The sequence below is a fragment of the Streptomyces sp. NPDC030893 genome (assembly GCF_055571535.1).
In genome coordinates this window covers 62,804-80,681 of sequence record NZ_JBVIFC010000011.1, presented here as the reverse complement: position 1 = coordinate 80,681, position 17,878 = coordinate 62,804, and the positions used below count along the sequence as shown (strand labels likewise).

The window sequence follows — 17,878 nt, the reverse complement described above, 5'->3', positions numbered from 1 at the left end:
CTGCGCCACGTTGCGCGTCCTCCGGTTTCCTGCCGTACCGCGACTCACCCCCCAACGGGCGCGTTTTCCGGACGGTGAACGGCGAACCGCCGCATGTCCGGGTGCGGTACAACGATCGGCCAGCCTACCCCGCGCGGTGGGACAATCCGATCACGGGGACGGCAATCGGATCAGTCGCCGCGTGCGGGCAGTACCCCGCTGAGCAGGAACGCGACGCTCCGTTCCTTCTCCGTCCAGGCCCGGGTGTCGAGTTCGACGGACTGCAGCAGGGCGCACTCGACCCGGTAGCCGTGTTCGGTCAGGTTCCGTCCGATGAGTTCGGCCGCGTCACGCGTGGCGGCGTGGGTGACGATGCGCTGCGGGCGGCGGTCGGCGACCGCGGAGACCACGGCCGCTCCCCCGCCGCCGACCCGGACGACGTCCGGTTCGGGGAGGTTCTCCAGTACGTGGGGAGCGGTGCCGTGGACGATCTGGAGCCGGACCCCGTGCCGGCGGGCGGTGGCGTCGGTGCGGGCGCAGGCGTCGGGGTCGCTGTCGACGGCGATGACGGCGGCGCCGGCCCGGGCGGCGTCGGTGGCGAAGGCGCCGCTGCCGCAGCCGATGTCCCAGACGAGGTCGCCCAGGCGCGGTCCCAGGCGGGCGAGTTGGGAGGTGCGCAGGGGTTCCCGTTCGCCCTCGCCGAGTTCGCGGCCGTACTCCCCGGCGGGGAGTGTCCAGCCGCGCGGGCCGCCCGAGGGGTCGCGTCCGGCGATCCAGCCGCCGGAGTCACCGGTGCCGGCCCGCCCGCCGACGACGATGACGACGTTGGGGTCGCGCCAGGTGTGGTCGGCGGCCTTGTCGGAGGTGACCACGCTGACCTGCTCGCGCGGGGTGCCGAGTTCCTCGCAGATGACGAAGGTGCGGTGGATTCCCTCCATGAGCAGGCCCAGTTCGGCGGGGCCGGCGCCGGGTGAGGTGAGAACCGCCACTTTGGTGTGGGCCCGGCAGACGTTCACCGCGCGGCGCAGGGTGCGCGGGTGGGCGACCACCACGTGGGCGTCGTCCCAGGGCATTCCGGCGCGGGCGAAGGCGGCGGCGACCGAGGACACGGCGGGCACGACTTCGACCTCCAGGCCGAACTCCGGTGCGCGCAGGGTCCGTACGACGCCGAAGAAGCCGGGGTCGCCGTCGGCGAGGACGACCGCCGTGCCGCGGTGGCCGGCGATGCGGCGGGCGGCAAGGGCGACGGATCCGAGCCGGATGCGTTCGGCCCCGGCGGGCACCTCGGGGAGCGCGAGGTGGTGGCCGGCGCCGGCCACCAGTGTGGCGGCGCTCAGCGCGGCGCGGGCCGCGGCGGTCAGCGGTGAACCGTCCCAGCCGATCACCGTGACCCGGTCGGCCATCGTCGTCAGTCTCCTGGGGATGTCGCGGGTCGTCGTCGGCTGTTCCGCCCTCGGGGCGGTCCGCTGAGATTACCCGGTGCGGCCATGGACCGCCTCGGGGGCGCCCGCGGAGGTCGTCAGTTCCAGTCCGGGTAGGTGGAGAAGCCGCCCGTGTCGGCCAGTTGTCCGTCCGCGCCCTCGATGTCCTCGGGCAGCAGGCTCCAGACGATGTAGTCGGTGCGTACGTCGCTCCAGCCGCCGTCCTCGGTGCGGACCCGGGCTATGCAGGCGCCGCGCAGCACGCCCTCGCTGATGCAGCCGATCTTCTGCGCGACCTGCTGGGCGGCGGTGTTGTCGGCGGCGGTGCGCAGCTCCACGCGCTGGAGTTTCTGGTCGCCGAAGAGCCACTGGGCGGTGGCGAGCGCGGCCTCGGAGGCGTAGCCCTCGCCGCGCGCCCAGGGGGCGACGATGTAGGAGAGTTCGGTGGACCGCACCTGCCAGTCGGTGGCGGCGAGCCGGATGACGCCGACCAGGCGCTGGGTGAGGAACTCGGTGACGGCGAGGTCGAGTCCGCGGCCGGACGCGCGCCGGGCGGGGGCCTCGTCGGTGATCCAGGCGGCGGCGTCGTGTTCGGTGAAGGGCTGGGGGGCGTCGGTCCAGGCGGTGACCTGCTCGTCGTTCATCATCGCGGTGAAAGCGGGGACGTCGTCCGTGTCGAGGGGACGCAGCACCAACCGCTCCGTGCTGATGGAGATGCCGGGGAAGGTGCTCGTCATGCGCCGCTCCGTAACCTGAGAGACCGTCGGGTACTGCTGAACTGCCCAGCATGCAGCATGAAAGCACCGGACCGCACCACGGGGGCCGCTCCACCGCGGTGGAGCGGCCCCCGTGGGTGCCGGGTGCGCGGGATCAGAAGGACGCGAGCACGGAACCGGCGTACTTGTCCTCGATGAACTTCTTCACCTCGGGGGAGGTGAGGAGGTCGGCGAGCTTCTTCACGCGCGGGTCGTCCTCCTGGCCCTCCTTCACGGCGAGGAGGTTGTTGTTCGGGTTGCCCTCGGCGGCTTCCAGGACGAGGGCGTCCTCGGAGGGCTTGAGGTCCGCTTCGATGGCGTAGTTGCCGTTGACGACCGCGGCGTCGACGTCCTCGAGGGAGCGGGGGGTCTGGGCCGCCTCCAGCTCCTTGAACGTGAGGTCCTTGGGGTTCTTGGTGATGTCGGCGGGGGTCGCCGCGGTGCCGACGCCGTCCTTGAGGGTGATCAGGCCGTTGGCCGCGAGCAGCTGAAGGGCGCGGCCCTCGTTGACGGTGTCGTTGGGTATCGCGATGGTCGCGCCGTTCTTCAGCGCGTCGACCTTGTCCACCTTGTTCGAGTAGAGGCCGAGCGGCTCCAGGTGCACGTCGACGACGGACACGATGTGCGTGCCGTTCTTCTTGTTGAAGTCGTCGAGGTAGGGCTGGGTCTGGAAGAAGTTGGCGCCGACCGAGCCGTCCTCCGTCGCGGTGTTCGGGGTGACGTAGTCGGTGAACTCCTTGACCTCGAGGTCGAGGCCGGCCTCCTCGGCGAGGTTGTCCTTGACGAAGGTCAGGATCTCGGCGTGCGGCACGGGGCTCGCGGCGACGATCAGCGGACCGGAGGGGTCGGAGGCGGCGTCCTGGTCGGCGCCGCAGGCGGTGAGGCCGAGGGTGAGGGCGCCGGTGGCGAGGGCAGCGGTGGTGATCTTGGCGGTGTTACGCACGAAAAGTGCCTTTCCTTGGGTGGTGCGGCCCCGTATCGGGGAGTACGGGGAGTTCGGGGGGTGTCAGGCGACCTTGCCGACGTCGCCCGTGGCGGGCTCCTTGGACTTCAGGAGCCGCAGGGCGGGTCCGGGGCCGGAGCGGGCGCCGCGGCGGTGCAGGGCGCGGGCCGCGAAGTCGCCGGCGAACTGGATGACCGAGATGACCACGGCGAGGATCGCGACGGTGATCCACATCAGTTCGCTGTCGAAGCGCTGGTAGCCGTAGCGGACGGCGAAGTCGCCGAGGCCGCCGCCGCCCACGGCACCGGCCATGGCGGAGTATCCGATGAGGGCGATGACCGTGGTGGTGGTGCTGGCGATCAGCGAGGGCAGCGCCTCGGGTACGAGGACCTTGCGGACGATCGTCCAGGTGTTGCCGCCCATGGCCTGTACGGCCTCGACGAGCCCGTGGTCCACCTCGCGCACGGCCGTCTCCACGAGGCGGGCGAAGAAGGGGATGCCGCTGATGGCGAGCGGCACGATCGCGGCCTCGCTGCCGATGGACGTACCGGTGATCCAGCGGGTGAAGCTGGTCAGGGCGACCATGAGGATGATGAACGGCATCGAGCGGCCGATGTTCACGATCTGCCCGATGACCTTGTTGACCACGGTGTTCTGCAGCAGTCCGTGCCGGTCGGTGAGGACGAGCAGGATGCCGAGCGGGAGGCCGCCGGCGACGGCGATCAGGGTGGACCAGCCGACCATGATCAGCGTCTCGATACACGCCTGTTCGAGCAGGGGCTGCATCTGGGTCCAGGTCACTTGGCGGCCTCCTTGACCAGCACGGGCTGTTCCCGGTCGAGCACGTCGATCTGCAGGCCCTGTTCGCGCAGGAAGCCGATGGGAACGACGTTGTCCTCATAGCGGCCGGGCAGTTCGATGCGCATCCGGCCGACCTGGAGGCCGCCGACGGTGTCGATGGCGGCGCCAAGGATCGATATGTCGATGTTGTAGGTGCGCGACAGCTGGGAGATGACCGGCTGGGTGGCGCTGTCGCCGTGGAAGGTGACGTCGACGACGGTGCGGTCGTCGCCGGAGGCCTCGCCGCCGACCGGGAAGAGCGCGGAGGCGAGTTCGGAGCCGGGTGTGGCCAGGAGGTCTCCGACCGTGCCGGACTCGACGATGCGGCCCCGGTCCATGAGGGCGGCCGAGTCGCAGATCTCCTTCACCACGTCCATCTCATGGGTGATGAGCAGGACGGTGAGGCCGAGCTGCCGGTTGAGGTCGCGCAGGAGCCGGAGGATCGAGCGGGTGGTCTCCGGGTCGAGGGCGCTGGTGGCCTCGTCGGAGAGCAGCACCTTGGGGTCGCCGGCGAGGGCGCGGGCGATGCCGACGCGCTGCTTCTGGCCGCCGGACAGCTGGGCGGGGTAGGCCCTGGCCTTGTCGGCGAGACCGACCAGGTCGAGGAGCTCCATCGCCTTGCGGGAACGTTCCTTCCCCGACGTGCCGAGGATCTCCAGGGGCAGTTCGACGTTGTCCTGCACGGTGCGCGAGGACAGCAGGTTGAAGTGCTGGAAGACCATGCCGATGCGGCTGCGCGCCTGCCGCAGTTCCCGTCCGGCGCGCGGGCCGCGCCCGGCGAGGGCGGTGAGGTCCTGGCCGGCCACGGTCACCGTTCCGGCGGTGGGGCGCTCCAGGAGGTTGACGCAGCGGATGAGGGAGGACTTGCCGGCGCCGGACTGGCCGATGACGCCGTAGACCTCGCCTTCGCGGACGTGCAGGTCGACGCCGTCCAGGGCGGTGATCTCGCGGCCGCGTGAGCGGTAGATCTTCGTCAGTCCCGAGGTGGTGATCACGTGGGTATCCGTCACTGTCGAGTGCGCGGCGGTTCGGGGGCGCCGGGCACGAGGCGATCAGGGGTCGCGGGCAGCCGGGCAGCACGGATCTCGCGGAGAGCGTCCGGGGGACCGTGGAGAAACGTGCGCGCGGGGGCGTGGCTCGGTCGCGGGTGCGGGGCACGGGCGCGGACCTGGGCCGGCTCTCGCTTCGGGGCGCGAGGCTCAGTTGGTGCGGGGGCCCTCTAGAAGGCGCACATTCGGTACTGACACGTACGGCGAGCACCGGGCGTCGTGGTCGCCTCGGTCGCAGGGATGCGGTCGCTCGTCGTGGTCATGCGGCCAGTAAAGCAGAGGTTCACTCCTGACCGGACACCGCTGTCCGTATACTGGACAGCGGTGGACAGCCGTGCGCGCACGTCAGGGGCGTACGGCGATCTCCACTCCCGTGTCCGTGACCAGTGCGGACAAGGCCGAGAGGTCCTCGACCACGAGGTCGGCGGTCAGCTCGTGGGCCTGGTGCGTTGTGGCCAAGGCCACGGTCGCCATGCCGGCGGCACGGCCCGCCTGGAGCCCGGCGGGGGCGTCCTCGAAGACGACGCAGTCGGCGGGGTCGACGCCGAGGGTGCGGGCGGCGAGGAGGTAGGGCTCGGGGTCGGGCTTGCCCCGGGTGATGTCGTCGGCGGCGATGAGGGTCTTGGGCAGGATGCCGACGGCGTCGAGGCGGGCCTCGGCGAGGCGCCGGGTGGCGGAGGTCACCACGGCCCAGCGCTCGGCGGGCAGCGCGGCGAGGAACTCCCGGGTGCCGGGCAGCAGGTGCACCCCTCCCCGGGGCACGTCCTCCACCTCCAGGTCCTCGATCCGTGCGACGGCCTCCGGTACGACATGGGCGGGCAGCAGGTCTGCGGCTATCTCGGCGGCCGGCCGCCCGTGCAGCTCCACCCGCGCGAACTGCTCGGCGGTGATGCCGTACTCCCCGGCCCACCGCGTCCAGCAGCGCTGCACGGACAGCAGGGAGGAGACGAGGGTTCCGTCGTTGTCGAAGAGCAGGGCCTGTGCATGGATGGTCATGCCATCGACCTTACGGGCCCGGCGTACCGTGCCGGGCGGACGACCGTGCCGGGCACCCGGACCTCGGACGGGGCGCTGCCGGGGGCGGACGCGGCCGGCATTCTCCGGCGTAATAGGGTCGCTGCCATGCTTGACGTCCTGACGGTGGTGACCGCTGCCGCCGCGCTGCTGCTCGCCGCCTGGTGCGGGTGGGCCGCCTACCGTGATCAGCCGACGAAGGACTGGCACTTCATCGGCATGGCCGTGGTCACGCTGCTGGCCCTGGCGCAGTTGGCCGTCGGGTTCGTGCAGCTCGCCCGGGGCGAGAAGCCGGAGCAGGGCACGACGCTCTTCGTGGCGTATCTGCTCGGCTCGTTCGCGTGCGTGCCGGCGGCCGGCTTCCTGTCGCTGGGCGAGCGCTCCCGCTGGGGCTCGCTGACGGTCGCCGCGAGCGGTGTCGTGCTGGCCGTGCTCGAGGTGCGGCTCTTTGACATCTGGAGAGGCTGAGATGGCCGCGACACAGGAGAAGACGCAGCAGGGAACGGACCGGGCGCGGCTGATCGGCGGGCCGGGGCTGCTGCTGGTGTGGCTGTACGGGGTGATGGTCGTCGGAGCGGTGTCGCGCTCGGCGTACCAGATCGCCACCGAGTTCGACCGGGCGCCGCTCGCCTACACGCTGTCGGCGGTGGCCGGGCTGGTCTACGGCTTCATCACCTACACCCTGGTGCGCGGCGGGGAGACGGCCCGCAGGGCGGCGCTGGTGTGCTGCGCCGCCGAGCTGGTGGGCGTCCTCACCATCGGCACCTGGACGCTGGTGGATCCGTCCGCCTTCCCGGACGCGACCGTGTGGTCGGACTACGGGATGGGGTACCTCTTCATTCCGGTGCTGCTGCCGCTGACCGCCGTGTACTGGCTGCGCCGGGCGCGGCCCCGGCGCGCCGGGGCCTGATCAGGCGGTCGTCGCGTAGGTCTCCGCCTTCTTCTCCAGCACGATCATCGGAACGCCGTCCGTGCCCTTGGACGTGCCCACCCGCTGGTAGCCGACCTTGCTGTAGAGCCGCAGGTTGCTCTCGCTGCGGTGTCCGGCGTGCAGCCGGAACGTCCGGGCGCCGCACTCGCCGGCGAGTGCGGATTCGGCCGCACCGAGCAGACGGGCGCCGATGCCGTGTCCCTGGAGGCGGGGGTGGACGCAGAGCTTGCCGATCGCGGCGGCGCCGTCGTCGGTGATCCTTCCGTGCACCGAGCCGACGATCTCGTCGCCGAGGCGGGCGACGAAGACGCAGTCGGCGGCGACCTCCTCGCGCACCGAGTCGAGGCTCTGGACGAGGGGGTCGATGCGGTAGTTGCCGTAGAGGGCCGCTTCGCTCTGGAAGCACAGGTACTGCAACCTGAAGATCTGCTCCGCGTCCTGCTCGGCCGCCGCAGAGATGGTCACGCTCATGCCCATGTGCGCACGCCTCCCGCTCACCTGATCACCTGTCGTCCCTCACTCCTATCCCCGTCCTCAGCGCGCCGCAACCTCCGGCGTGAGCAAACGACGCAGACATCCCAGGCATCTGGAACGTTCCGGGCCCACACTGCGCTGTGAGATACCCAACTCCCCTGCGAATTCCCGGTATGCCGGATCTCGAGGGGACAGCAGGGCCGCCGTCGGCCCGGGGCAGCGGGAGCGGCTCCGGACACGGTTGCCCGGAGCGGCACGGCCTCCCCCTCCCGGGCGGTGCGGGTCAGTCGTTGACGAAGTCCTCGCGGGCCAGCAGACCGGTGTCCGGGTGGTCGGTGAAGACGCCGTCGATGCCGGTGGCGAAGTAGGCGCGGTAGGCACCGAAGACGTCTCCGTACGCGTCGGGGTCGGTGCCCCTGCGGAAGTCGGCGGGCAGGAAGGGGTTCTCGTTGCGCAGGGTGTAGGGGTGCAGGATCAGTCCGGCCCGGTGTGCGTCGCGGACCAGGGTGGTCGGACGGGTGAGCCTGCCGTCCGCGTCACGCGGGACGACCAGGTCGAGGGTGGGGCCGATGCCCTGGGCGTAGGAGGCGATCTCCTTCAGGCCCTCGGGGGTGATGAGGTCGGCGACGGTGCGCGGGTCGCCGGACTCGACGAAGTCCCAGGGCCGGCTGCCGGCGCCGGACAGCAGCACGACGAGCGGGTTGTCCACGAGCCTGCTGAGCCGCTGGACGCCGGTCGGCTCGAAGGACTGGAGGATGACCGGCGAGTTCCGGCGGTGCTTGTGGTGCCGGCGCAGGATCTTCGCGACCCGCTCCTCCAGGCCCAGGCCGAGGCCCCGGAAGTAGGTGGGGTGTTTGGTCTCGGGGTAGATCCATACCTGCTTGCCGCGCTTGCGGGTCTGCTCGTCCTGCCAGCGCAGCACCTCCTCGAAGGTGGGGATCTCCCAGCGGCCGTCGTAGAGGGTGTTGTGCGGGCGGTTGGCGGGGATGCGCTCGACGGCGCGCAGCCGCTTCAGTTCGGCGAGGGTGAAGTCCTCGGTGAACCAGCCGGTGACGGGGACGCCGTCCAGCGTCTTGGTGGTGCGGCGGCCGGCGAACTCGGGGTGGTCGGCGACGTCGGTGGTGCCGCCGATCTCCGGCTCGTGCCGGCACACGATGTGGCCGTCCCTGGTGGGCACGAGGTCACCGGCCTCGACGATGTCCGCGCCCATGTCGAGGGCGAGCTGGTAGGCGCCGAGGGTGTGCTCGGGCCGGTAGCCGCTGGCTCCCCGGTGACCGATGATCGTCGGCACGGGCAGGCTCTTCAGCCCCCGGCCGCCGCCGTGCCGGGCGCCGGCGGCTCTCGCGGTGCCCGCCGGCGCCAGGGCCGCCGCGGAGGCGCCGAGCACGGCCGCGCCGAGGAGGGCCCGCCGTCCGGTTCCGCCCGCCTGTTCGTTCGACTCCCGCGTTGCCATGAGCGTCCTCCTGGTGTCGGCTGTGCCGGCTCGTCCGGTGCGGGCCGATCGTAGGTGCGCGCGGTTGACGTACGGGAGACCCGCGGCCGAACACACGGCTGAGATCGGGTGTCGTACGCCCCTCATACGGATGACGTACGTCTGTCGTATTCCGGCGGTGATGTGACGGCTCGTCCGATTGGGTACGGCCGACGGGGGCACTCCGGCCGGTGTGCGGGTCAGGGCGACGTCCGTCACAGCGTGACGGCCGTGTTTCGCGCCGCCCACGGGCGGGCCGCCGCAGATGAACCCGGGTCACGGGCGAGTAAGAGCCCGGTGAACACACACGAGCCCGATGTGCGCAACCCCCCGGGCCGCGAGTAATGTCCTCACCTGCACAGACTCGAACGGCATTCACCCACGTCCGCTTCCGAACCGGAGGGTCCGTTGTCCCGCTTCGCGCTCATCAAGGCAGTGCTCGGTCCGATCATGCGCCTGATGTTCCGCCCACGGGTGGAGGGTGCGGAGAACATTCCGGGCGACGGTCCCGTCATCCTGGCCGGCAACCATCTGACCTTCATCGACTCGATGATCCTGCCGCTCGTCTGCGACCGTCAGGTCTTCTTCATCGGCAAGGACGAGTACGTCACCGGCAAGGGCCTCAAGGGCCGGCTGATGGCGTGGTTCTTCACGGGCGTCGGCATGATCCCGGTCGACCGCGACGGCGGCCGGGGCGGGGTGGCGGCGCTGATGACCGGGCGCCGGGTGCTGGAGGAGGGCAACGTCTTCGGCATCTACCCCGAGGGCACCCGCTCCCCCGACGGCCGTCTCTACCGGGGCCGCACCGGCATCGCCCGGCTCACCCTGATGACCGGTGCGCCAGTCGTGCCGTTCGCCATGATCGGCACGGACAAGCTCCAGCCGGGGGGCGCGGGGCTCCCCCGGCCGGGCAGGGTGACGGTCCGCTTCGGTGAGGCGATGGAGTTCTCGCGCTACGAGGGCATGGACCGTGACCGGTACGTCCTGCGGGCGGTGACGGACTCGGTGATGACCGAGGTGATGCGGCTGTCGGGACAGGAGTACGTGGACATGTACGCCAGCAAGGCGAAGGCCGCGTAGCGCTGCGCTGCGCTGTGCCTGGGCAGGGGCGGGCTCGGGTTGCCTTTCGGGCGCGGGTGCGTTGTGGCTGGTCGCGCCCACGCGGCGGAGCCGCACGGTGAATCAGCCCCGCGCCCCTTGGGTGGCTGTCCTGCCGCTTGTTTCCCGGGACCGGTGCCGCTGAGGTGGGCTGTTCAGCCGCTCGCTTCCCGGAACCCGCGGCGCTGAGATGGGCTGTTCAGCCGTTCGTTTCCCAGCCCCCCGTGCCGCTACGGGTGGTCTTCCAGGCGTTGGTCGCGGAGCATGAACCAGGCCGCTGCCGACGCTGCCAGGAGGACCGTCGCTCCGGTGCCCGCCGCCAGGGTGAGGCCGTCGACGAAGGCCTGGCGGGCCGCGTCCAGCATCGGGTCGGCGATGGTGGCGGGGAGGTGGGAGGCCGCCTCCACCGCGCCGCCCAGGGACTCGTGGGCCTCCGCGGGGGTGCCGGCCGGGCCGGTGAAGCCGCGGTAGACGCCGGTCACGATCGAACCGAGTACGGCGATACCCAGGGCCGCGCCGAGTTCGTACGCCGTCTCGGAGACGGCGGAGGCGGCGCCCGCCTGTTCCTTGGGCACGCTGGAGAGGATCACGTCGGCGGTCACCGTGAAGGAGAAGCCGGCGCCCAGGCCCACGACCAGCAGCGATGCCCCGAGCAGCGGGTAGCCGGTGGACTGGCCGATCACCGTGAGGGCGGCCAGGGACAGTCCGATGGCGGCCAGTCCCCCGGCGACGACCGAGCGCACCGAGAACCGGCGGGCGGCCCGGCCGGCCAACAGTCCGGCCGCCACCGCGCCGATCGCGGCGGGCAGTTCGGCAAGGCCCGCCTCCAGCGGGCGTCGCCCCTGCACGAGTTGCAGGTACTGCGACAGGAAGAACACCAGCCCGGACAGGCCGAGGATGGTCAGCAGGTCGGCGAGGACGGCGCCGCTGAAGCCGCGGTGCCGGAAGAGCCGCATGTCCAGCAGCGGGGCCGGGAGCGTGAGTTGCCGGCGCACGAAGCCGTACAGGGCGCCCGCGCCCAGCAGTCCGGCGGTCAGAGCGGGCCAGGTGAAGCCGTGGCTCGCGGTCTCCTTCACCGCGTAGACGACACCGATCATGCCGACCAGGGACAGGAACACGCTGGTCATGTCCCACGGGCCGGGGTTCGCCGTGCGCGACTCGGGGAGCAGCTTGACGCCGACGGCCACCAGGACGGCCATCACCGGCAGGTTGATCAGGAAGACCGAGCCCCACCAGAAGTGTTCGAGCAGGAATCCGCCCAGGACCGGCCCGACCGCGGTGCCCGCGGAGGCGGTCGCGCCCCAGATGCCGATGGCGAGGCTGCGTTCGCGGGGGTCGTGGAAGAGGTTGCGGATCAGTGCGAGCGTGGCCGGCATCAGGGTGGCGCCGGCGACACCGAGCAGGGCCCGGGCGACGATCATCAACTCGGGCGTGTGGGCGTAGGCGTTGAGCACGGATATCGCACCGAACGCGGTGGCGCCCAAGAGCAGGATGCGCTTGCGGCCGATGCGGTCGCCGAGGCTGCCCATGGAGACCAGCAGACCGGCGATCACGAACGAGTAGACGTCGCCGATCCACAGCAGCTGGTTGCCGGTGGGGGCGAGGTCCTCGCTGATGTAGGGGGTGGCCAGGCCGAGGACGGTCGCGTCGACGGCCACCAGCAGTACGGCGAGCACCAGCACGGAGAGCGCGAGCCACCGGCCCGGGCGCCTGGCCTCCTCGGTCATGGTCTCCTGCCGGAGGGCGCTGGTCATGATTCCTTCCTTCGCGCCGGGTCGTCCTGACGACGTACGCCGCCGAGCAGCAGCTCGACGATCATGTGGGTGAAGTCCTTGGGAGCCACGCGGCCCTCGGCCACCGCCCAGGCGGCGGAGGCGAGCAGTCCGTAGAGCGCCTCGGTCAGCCAGGCCGGCGTGAGGTCGATGCGGAACTCCCCGTCCGCCTGGCCGCGCACGAAGAGGGCGGCGACGCGTTCGTCGATCCTGGCCCAGCCCTCGTTCTGCTCCTCCCCCTCGAACAGCTGGTTCTCGCTGTAGAGGAAGGCGAGCAGGGGGGCGTGCGGTTCGATCTCGGCGATCACGCGCCGCACCGCGTCGGTGGCCGGCCCCTCGTCGGGCCGGGCCGCATCCAGGGCGGCCTCGCACTCCGCGATCCCGAGCGCCTCCAGCGCCCGGACCAGCGCCTCCCGCCCGGCGAACTGCCGGTGCAGGGTGGCGCGGCTGATCCCGGCGGCCCTGGCGACCTCGTCCATGGTCGCGGTGGATCTGCGGGTCAGCAGGGTGGCGGCACTGCGCAGCACCTGGTCACGGTCGACAGCCATGAGTCGACAGTACCGCATATGAGACATGGATGTCTCATTCAAGGCGCATGCGTCTCATCACTGTGGTGGCTGTGCCGGTGTCGTGGATCAGTGCCAGGGCAGCTGTCCGCGCCGTTCCCAGTAGGCCCCCGGCTCCTCGGCCAGGGCGTCGAGCCGGGACAGCTGGTCGTCGGTGAGGTCGACGGCGGCGGCGTGCAGATTGGAGGCGAGCTGGGTGGTGGTCGCCGCCCCCGAGAGGACGACACCGGCCCACGGCCGGCGCAGCACCGCCGCGAGGGCGACCGCGTCACAGCCCAGGCCGGTCTCCTCGGCGACGGCCCGCAGCGCCTCGGGCGCGTGGGGGGCGGCGAGCCGGCCGTTGGCCATGCCCTCCTTGACGATCACGGTGAGTCCGGCGTCATGGGCCTCGGCGAGCGCTGGCCCGGCGGAGGTCTCCAGGGCGTTGTAGGTGGACTGCACGGTACGGAAGAGGGGTTCGCCGTCGACCGTGACGGCGAGGGCGGTACGGATGGCGTCCGCCTGGGCGGGGCCGCTGGTGGAGAAGCCGACGGTGACTCCCTGGGCCGCCGCCTCCGCGAGCCGGGCGTGCAGTTCCTTGTCGGTGAGGGCGGGGCTCTCCGGGGTCACCGAGTGGATCTGGTAGAGGTCGAGCCGGTCGCCGAGCAGCGCGTCCGACTCGGCGCGCTGGCGCTCGTAGGCGGCGAGGGAGTGGTCCTTGACCTCGTGCCGTTCGGCGTCGGTGGACCAGTCGGCGGTGTAGGTGTAGCCCCATTTGCTGCCGATGACGACGTCGTCGACGTCGGCCCTCTGCTTCAGCCAGTCGGCGAGGAACTCCTCGGAGCGGCCGTAGGAGCGGGCGGCGTCGAAGTAGCGCACGCCCTGGGCGTAGGCGGCGTCGAGGAGTTCGTGGGTGCGGGCGTGCAGTGTGCGCACGCTGCGGTCTTCCCCGAGGTCGGTGTTCCGGCCGAGGTTGATGTAGCCGGGGCGGCCGATGGCGGCGAGGCCGAGGCCGATGTGGCAGGTGGGGGTCGTCGCTGTTGCCAGTCGGGCGAAGGGCATCGCGGGCTCCGTCGGTCGGTCCGGTTCGGCGTTCCGACCAAACGTAACCCGCGACGCCGCGCCGCTCGCGGAACCGGGGCGCCGAAGAGCCCGGGACAGCCCCGCGCCCCGAGGATGTCGCTCTACCGCTTCTTCGCCGTTGCCCAGGCGTGCTGGTCGGCCACGTCCCGCTTCACCTCTGCCAGCTGGATCGCGACCGCGCTCGGGGCCGTGCCGCCCCTGCCGTTGCGGGAGGCGAGGGCGCCGGGGACGTTGAGGACCGTGCGGACCTCCGGGGTGAGGTGGGCGGAGATCTTGGCGAACTGTTCGTCGGTCAGCTCGTCCAGCTCCTTGCCCTCGGACTCGGCGACCTTGACGCACTCGCCGGCCACCTCGTGCGCGACGCGGAACGGCACGCCCTGCTTGACCAGCCACTCGGCGATGTCGGTGGCGAGGGAGAAACCGGCCGGGGCCAGCTCCTCCATGCGCTCGCGGTGCACGGTGAGGGTGGCCATCATGCCGGTGAAGGCCGGGAGCAGGATCTCCAGCTGGTCGATGGAGTCGAAGACCGGCTCCTTGTCCTCCTGGAGGTCGCGGTTGTAGGCGAGCGGGAGGGCCTTGAGGGTGGCCATCAGGCCCGTCAGGTTGCCGATGAGGCGGCCCGACTTGCCGCGCGCCAGCTCGGCGATGTCCGGGTTCTTCTTCTGCGGCATGATCGACGAGCCGGTGGAGAAGGCGTCGTGCAGGGTCACGAAGGAGAACTCCTTCGTGTTCCAGATGATGACCTCCTCGGCGATCCGGGAGACGTTCACACCGATCATCGCGGTGATGAAGGCGAACTCGGCGACGAAGTCCCGGGAGGCAGTGCCGTCGATGGAGTTGGCGGCGCTGCCGTGCTCGAAGCCGAGGTCCTTCGCCACCGCCTCCGGGTCCAGGCCGAGGCTGCTGCCCGCGAGCGCCCCGGAACCGTACGGGGACACCGCCGTGCGCTCGTCCCACTGGCGCAGCCGCTCGGCGTCCCGGGACAGCGCCTGGACGTGGGCGAGGACGTGGTGGGCGAAGAGCACCGGCTGGGCGTGCTGGAGGTGGGTGCGGCCGGGCATGGCCACGTCCGGGTGGGCCTCGGCGAGGCCGACGAGCGCGTCCTGGAGGTCGGCGATCAGACCGCCGATCGTACGGGCGTGGTCCCGCAGGTACATGCGGAAGAGGGTCGCCACCTGGTCGTTGCGGGACCGGCCGGCGCGCAGCTTGCCGCCGAGGTCGGGGCCGAGGCGCTCCAGCAGGCCGCGCTCCAGGGCGGTGTGGACGTCCTCGTCGGCGATGGTGCCCACGAAGGAGCCGTCGGCGACGTCCGCTTCGAGCCGGTCGAGTCCGTCGAGCATGCGCGTCAGCTCGTCCTCGGTGAGCAGCCCCGCCTTGTGCAGCACACGCGCGTGCGCACGGGAACCGGCGATGTCGTACGGCGCCAGCCGCCAGTCGAAGTGGACCGACGCGGACAGCTTCGCCAGGGCCTCGGCGGGCCCGTCGGCGAACCGCCCACCCCAGAGCCGTACGTCACCGCTGTTGCTGCTCACTGACTGCGCTCCTCAAAGATGGTGATGTGAAGCACCCCGGAAAGGGGCGCGGGGAACTGCGCGACCAGCCACAGCGGGCCCGCAGTTCCCCTCCCACAGCGACCGGCCCGGTCAGACCAGATCCCGCTTCGCGGCGATCTTCGCCGACAGACTGTAGATGTCGATGAACCCCTTCGCCGCCGCCTGGTCGAACGTGTCGCCCGTGTCGTACGTCGCCAGGTTGAAGTCGTACAGCGACGACTCCGAGCGCCGGCCGGTGACGACGGCGCGGCCGCCGTGCAGGGTCATCCGGATGTCGCCGTTGACGTGCTGGTTGGCCTCGGTGATGAAGCCGTCCAGGGCGCGCTTGAGCGGGGAGAACCACTGGCCGTCGTAGACCAGTTCGCCCCAGCGCTGCTCGACCTGCCGCTTGTAGCGGGCCAGTTCGCGCTCGACGGTGACGTTCTCCAGCTCCTGGTGGGCGGTGATCAGGGCGATGGCGCCGGGCGCCTCGTAGACCTCGCGGGACTTGATGCCGACGAGGCGGTCCTCGACCATGTCGATCCGGCCGATGCCCTGGGCGCCGGCCCGCTCGTTGAGCTGCTGGATCGCCTGGAGGACGGTGACGGGCTTGCCGTCGATGGCGACCGGCACACCCTCCTTGAAGGTGATGACGACCTCGTCGGGCTCGCGCGCCACGGCGGGGTTCTGCGTGTACTCGTACACGTCCTCGATCGGCGCGTTCCAGATGTCCTCGAGGAAGCCGGTCTCGACGGCGCGCCCGAAGACGTTCTGGTCGATGGAGTACGGGGACTTCTTGGTGGTGGCGATCGGCAGGCCCTTGGCCTCGCAGAAGGCGATGGCCTTGTCGCGGGTCATGGCGTAGTCGCGGACCGGGGCGATGCACTTCAGGTCGGGGGCGAGGGCGACGATGCCGGCCTCGAAGCGGACCTGGTCGTTGCCCTTGCCGGTGCAGCCGTGGGCGACCGTGGTGGCGCCGTGCTTCTGCGCGGCGGCGACGAGGTGCTTGACGATCGTCGGCCGGGACAGCGCGGAGACCAGCGGGTAGCGGTCCATGTAGAGGGCGTTGGCCTTGATCGCCGGGAGGCAGTACTCGTCGGCGAACTCGTCCTTGGCGTCCGCGACCTCGGCCTCGACGGCGCCGCACGCGAGGGCGCGCTTGCGGATGACGTCCAGGTCCTCGCCGCCCTGGCCGACGTCGACCGCAACGGCGATGACCTCGGCGCCCGTCTCCTCGGCGATCCAGCCGATGGCGACGGAGGTGTCCAGACCGCCTGAGTAGGCGAGTACGACGCGCTCGGTCACGGGTTTCTCCTCACAGTGCATTCGCTGATATGCATGAGTATGCAGGAGCCCGCATGATTCGTCAATCCGCCTCGTCAGCGCACTGCTTTCAGCCAGCGGCCGGATCGGGCCGGTGCGTGAACGCGCGAAAGCGTCTCCCCGTACCTCTCGCCGAACACCCCCGCGCGCCTGAACCTCCTGGCCGCCTGCACGCTCACCGGGTGAGGTGACAGGCGCTGTGGCCGCCCCGTGTACGCGCCGGCCGGGGCGGCCACGGAAATTTCCTTAGACAGTCGAAAGACCTGCGTCCATAATGGCGCGACATGGGAAAGACCTATGAGCGCATCGACGGCCGCCTCCGCACCTTCATCGAGGAACAGCCCCTCTTCTTCACCGCCACCGCCCCCCTGTCCGCCGACGGGACGGTCAATCTCTCGCCCAAGGGGCTCAAGGGGTCCTTCGCGGTCCTCGACGAGCTCACCGTGGCCTACCTCGACTTCGCCGGCTCCAACGCCGAGACCATCGCCCATCTGCGGGAGAACGGCCGGATCACCCTGATGTGGTGCGCGTTCCAGGGGCCGCCGAACATCGTGCGCGTGCACGGCCGCGGGGAGCCCGTCTTCCGGGACGACCCGCGCTTCCCGGAGCTGCTCGCCCGCTTCCCCGACATCGACCACACGACCCACGGCCTGCGCGCCGTCGTCGTCGTGACGGCCGAACTGATCCGCGACACCTGCGGATACGCGGTGCCCTTCATGGCGTACGAGAGCGAACGGGACCTGCACGGCAAGCGGTTCGCGCGGGAGGACGACGCCTCGCTCGACGCGTACTTCACCAAGAAGGAGTACGTCGCGACCAGCCTGGACGGACTCCCCGGGCTGCCGTTGCCGCTGCCCCCCTCTACCGTCTGAGCCATGCGCCCAGGTGCCGCCCCCGCCGCCGTCCTCGTCTCCCTGTCCCTGCTCCTGATCGCCGCCGGCGGGCGGCCGTCGTCGCCGCTGCCGGACCGGATGGCGGACACCGGGGGCGGCACCCAGCTGATCACCGCCGTCGCCCCGGGCACCGGCTCCACGTCCGGCACGGTCACCTGGTGGGACCGCGAGGGCGGACGCTGGGTCGCGGCCGGTTCCGCGCCGGCCCGCTTCGGCGCGCAGGGCCTGGCCGAGGGCACCGCCCGGCGGCAGGGCACGAACACCACACCGACGGGGCTGTACGGCCTGCCGTACGCCTTCGGCATCGAGGCGGCCCCACGCGGGACGGCGTACACCTACCGTCCCGTGCGCCGGGACTCCTGGTGGTGCCAGGACAACGACTCGCGCTCCTACAACCGCTGGAGCGAGCCCCGCGCCGCCGACTGCCGCGCCGACCGTGCCGAACACCTGATCACCTACCGCGCGCAGTACGCCCACGCCCTCGTCGTGGACTTCAACTACCGCCGCCCGGTGCGCGGGCGGGGCGCCGGGATCTTCCTGCACGTCAACGGCCGCGGGGCGACCGCGGGATGCGTGTCCGTACCCCGGGACGCGATGCGCCGGATCCTGCGCTGGGCCGATCCCGGACGCTCACCGCACCTCGCGATCGGCACCACGAGCGGGCGCACCGCGATCACCCGCTACTGAACCCGGGAATTTCTCTGAACGCTCCAGCGTGACGGCACGTATGTGTGGGCCAAGGGCCGAGTCCCCAC

18 protein-coding genes and 1 pseudogene are annotated in these 17,878 nt (G+C 71.3%); 5 read left to right on the top strand and 14 right to left on the bottom strand.

The genetic code is table 11. The annotated features are described in order from the left end of the window. Positions 1 to 170: 170 nt before the first annotated feature. The 6 genes from cbiE to ACZ434_RS21070 form a co-directional block, all read right to left on the bottom strand. Complete coding sequence (gene cbiE, locus ACZ434_RS21095) at positions 171 to 1,382, bottom strand: precorrin-6y C5,15-methyltransferase (decarboxylating) subunit CbiE (protein WP_468457998.1); 1,212 nt, start codon at positions 1,380 to 1,382, stop codon at positions 171 to 173. Positions 1,383 to 1,498: 116 nt separating this feature from the next. Then, positions 1,499 to 2,137, bottom strand: coding sequence for a GNAT family N-acetyltransferase (locus ACZ434_RS21090; RefSeq protein WP_468457996.1), 639 nt, complete (start codon positions 2,135 to 2,137; stop codon positions 1,499 to 1,501). Between the two features lie 133 nt (positions 2,138 to 2,270). Next, positions 2,271 to 3,098, bottom strand: a complete 828-nt coding sequence (locus ACZ434_RS21085) for a MetQ/NlpA family ABC transporter substrate-binding protein (RefSeq protein WP_468457994.1) — start codon at positions 3,096 to 3,098, stop codon at positions 2,271 to 2,273. A 63-nt stretch (positions 3,099 to 3,161) separates the two neighbouring features. Next, positions 3,162 to 3,899 (bottom strand): methionine ABC transporter permease, encoded by a 738-nt coding sequence (locus ACZ434_RS21080; protein WP_468457992.1) that lies wholly within the window; start codon positions 3,897 to 3,899, stop codon positions 3,162 to 3,164. Then, entirely contained in the window at positions 3,896 to 4,933 is a 1,038-nt protein-coding gene (locus ACZ434_RS21075) for a methionine ABC transporter ATP-binding protein (RefSeq protein ID WP_468457990.1), read from the bottom strand. Before ACZ434_RS21075 ends, ACZ434_RS21080 begins: the two co-directional genes overlap by 4 nt. A 399-nt stretch (positions 4,934 to 5,332) precedes the next feature. Next, positions 5,333 to 5,983, bottom strand: a complete 651-nt coding sequence (locus ACZ434_RS21070) for an HAD family hydrolase (RefSeq protein ID WP_468457988.1) — start codon at positions 5,981 to 5,983, stop codon at positions 5,333 to 5,335. A gap of 126 nt (positions 5,984 to 6,109) precedes the next feature. On the opposite strand from ACZ434_RS21070, the gene ACZ434_RS21065 reads away from it, so the two are divergent. Further along, entirely contained in the window at positions 6,110 to 6,469 is a 360-nt protein-coding gene (locus tag ACZ434_RS21065; protein WP_468457986.1) for a hypothetical protein, read from the top strand. Position 6,470: 1 nt separating this feature from the next. Then, positions 6,471 to 6,911: a hypothetical protein gene (locus tag ACZ434_RS21060; RefSeq protein WP_468457984.1), complete on the top strand. Its 441-nt coding sequence runs from the start codon at positions 6,471 to 6,473 to the stop codon at positions 6,909 to 6,911. Here the strand turns inward: ACZ434_RS21060 and ACZ434_RS21055 are convergent, their stop codons facing one another. From ACZ434_RS21055 to ACZ434_RS21045, 3 genes and pseudogenes are all read right to left on the bottom strand, one after another. Further along, positions 6,912 to 7,409, bottom strand: coding sequence for a GNAT family N-acetyltransferase (locus tag ACZ434_RS21055; RefSeq protein WP_468458278.1), 498 nt, complete (start codon positions 7,407 to 7,409; stop codon positions 6,912 to 6,914). Positions 7,410 to 7,466: 57 nt separating this feature from the next. Continuing rightward, positions 7,467 to 7,640 (bottom strand): annotated as a pseudogene (locus tag ACZ434_RS21050) (sigma-70 family RNA polymerase sigma factor); the annotation flags it as partial. A gap of 49 nt (positions 7,641 to 7,689) precedes the next feature. Further along, complete coding sequence (locus ACZ434_RS21045) at positions 7,690 to 8,859, bottom strand: glycerophosphodiester phosphodiesterase (RefSeq protein ID WP_468457982.1); 1,170 nt, start codon at positions 8,857 to 8,859, stop codon at positions 7,690 to 7,692. Positions 8,860 to 9,285: 426 nt separating this feature from the next. Here ACZ434_RS21045 and ACZ434_RS21040 point away from each other — a divergent pair, with 426 nt between their 5' ends. Further along, complete coding sequence (locus ACZ434_RS21040) at positions 9,286 to 9,957, top strand: lysophospholipid acyltransferase family protein (RefSeq protein WP_468457980.1); 672 nt, start codon at positions 9,286 to 9,288, stop codon at positions 9,955 to 9,957. A 248-nt stretch (positions 9,958 to 10,205) separates the two neighbouring features. Here the strand turns inward: ACZ434_RS21040 and ACZ434_RS21035 are convergent, their stop codons facing one another. From ACZ434_RS21035 to ACZ434_RS21015, 5 genes are all read right to left on the bottom strand, one after another. After that, the gene (locus ACZ434_RS21035; protein WP_468457978.1) at positions 10,206 to 11,729 is read right to left on the bottom strand and encodes an MFS transporter; all 1,524 of its coding nucleotides are present in this window, start codon (positions 11,727 to 11,729) and stop codon (positions 10,206 to 10,208) included. Beyond that, the gene (locus ACZ434_RS21030) at positions 11,726 to 12,295 is read right to left on the bottom strand and encodes a TetR/AcrR family transcriptional regulator (protein ID WP_468457976.1); all 570 of its coding nucleotides are present in this window, start codon (positions 12,293 to 12,295) and stop codon (positions 11,726 to 11,728) included. The genes ACZ434_RS21035 and ACZ434_RS21030 overlap by 4 nt, the downstream gene beginning before the upstream one ends. A gap of 87 nt (positions 12,296 to 12,382) precedes the next feature. Next, on the bottom strand, positions 12,383 to 13,354 hold the full coding sequence (locus ACZ434_RS21025) for an aldo/keto reductase (protein WP_468457974.1): 972 nt from the start codon (positions 13,352 to 13,354) through the stop codon (positions 12,383 to 12,385). A 122-nt stretch (positions 13,355 to 13,476) separates the two neighbouring features. Then, positions 13,477 to 14,907 carry an argininosuccinate lyase gene (gene argH / locus ACZ434_RS21020; RefSeq protein WP_468457972.1) on the bottom strand — a complete coding sequence of 477 codons (1,431 nt, stop codon included), beginning with the start codon at positions 14,905 to 14,907 and terminating at the stop codon, positions 13,477 to 13,479. 111 nt (positions 14,908 to 15,018) lie between these two features. Continuing rightward, positions 15,019 to 16,212 carry an argininosuccinate synthase gene (locus tag ACZ434_RS21015; protein ID WP_468457970.1) on the bottom strand — a complete coding sequence of 398 codons (1,194 nt, stop codon included), beginning with the start codon at positions 16,210 to 16,212 and terminating at the stop codon, positions 15,019 to 15,021. A gap of 302 nt (positions 16,213 to 16,514) precedes the next feature. Between ACZ434_RS21015 and ACZ434_RS21010 the strand changes: the two genes are divergently transcribed. Next, entirely contained in the window at positions 16,515 to 17,102 is a 588-nt protein-coding gene (locus ACZ434_RS21010) for a pyridoxamine 5'-phosphate oxidase family protein (RefSeq protein ID WP_468457968.1), read from the top strand. A gap of 3 nt (positions 17,103 to 17,105) precedes the next feature. After that, entirely contained in the window at positions 17,106 to 17,810 is a 705-nt protein-coding gene (locus ACZ434_RS21005) for a L,D-transpeptidase family protein (protein ID WP_468457966.1), read from the top strand. Positions 17,811 to 17,878: the final 68 nt, after the last annotated feature.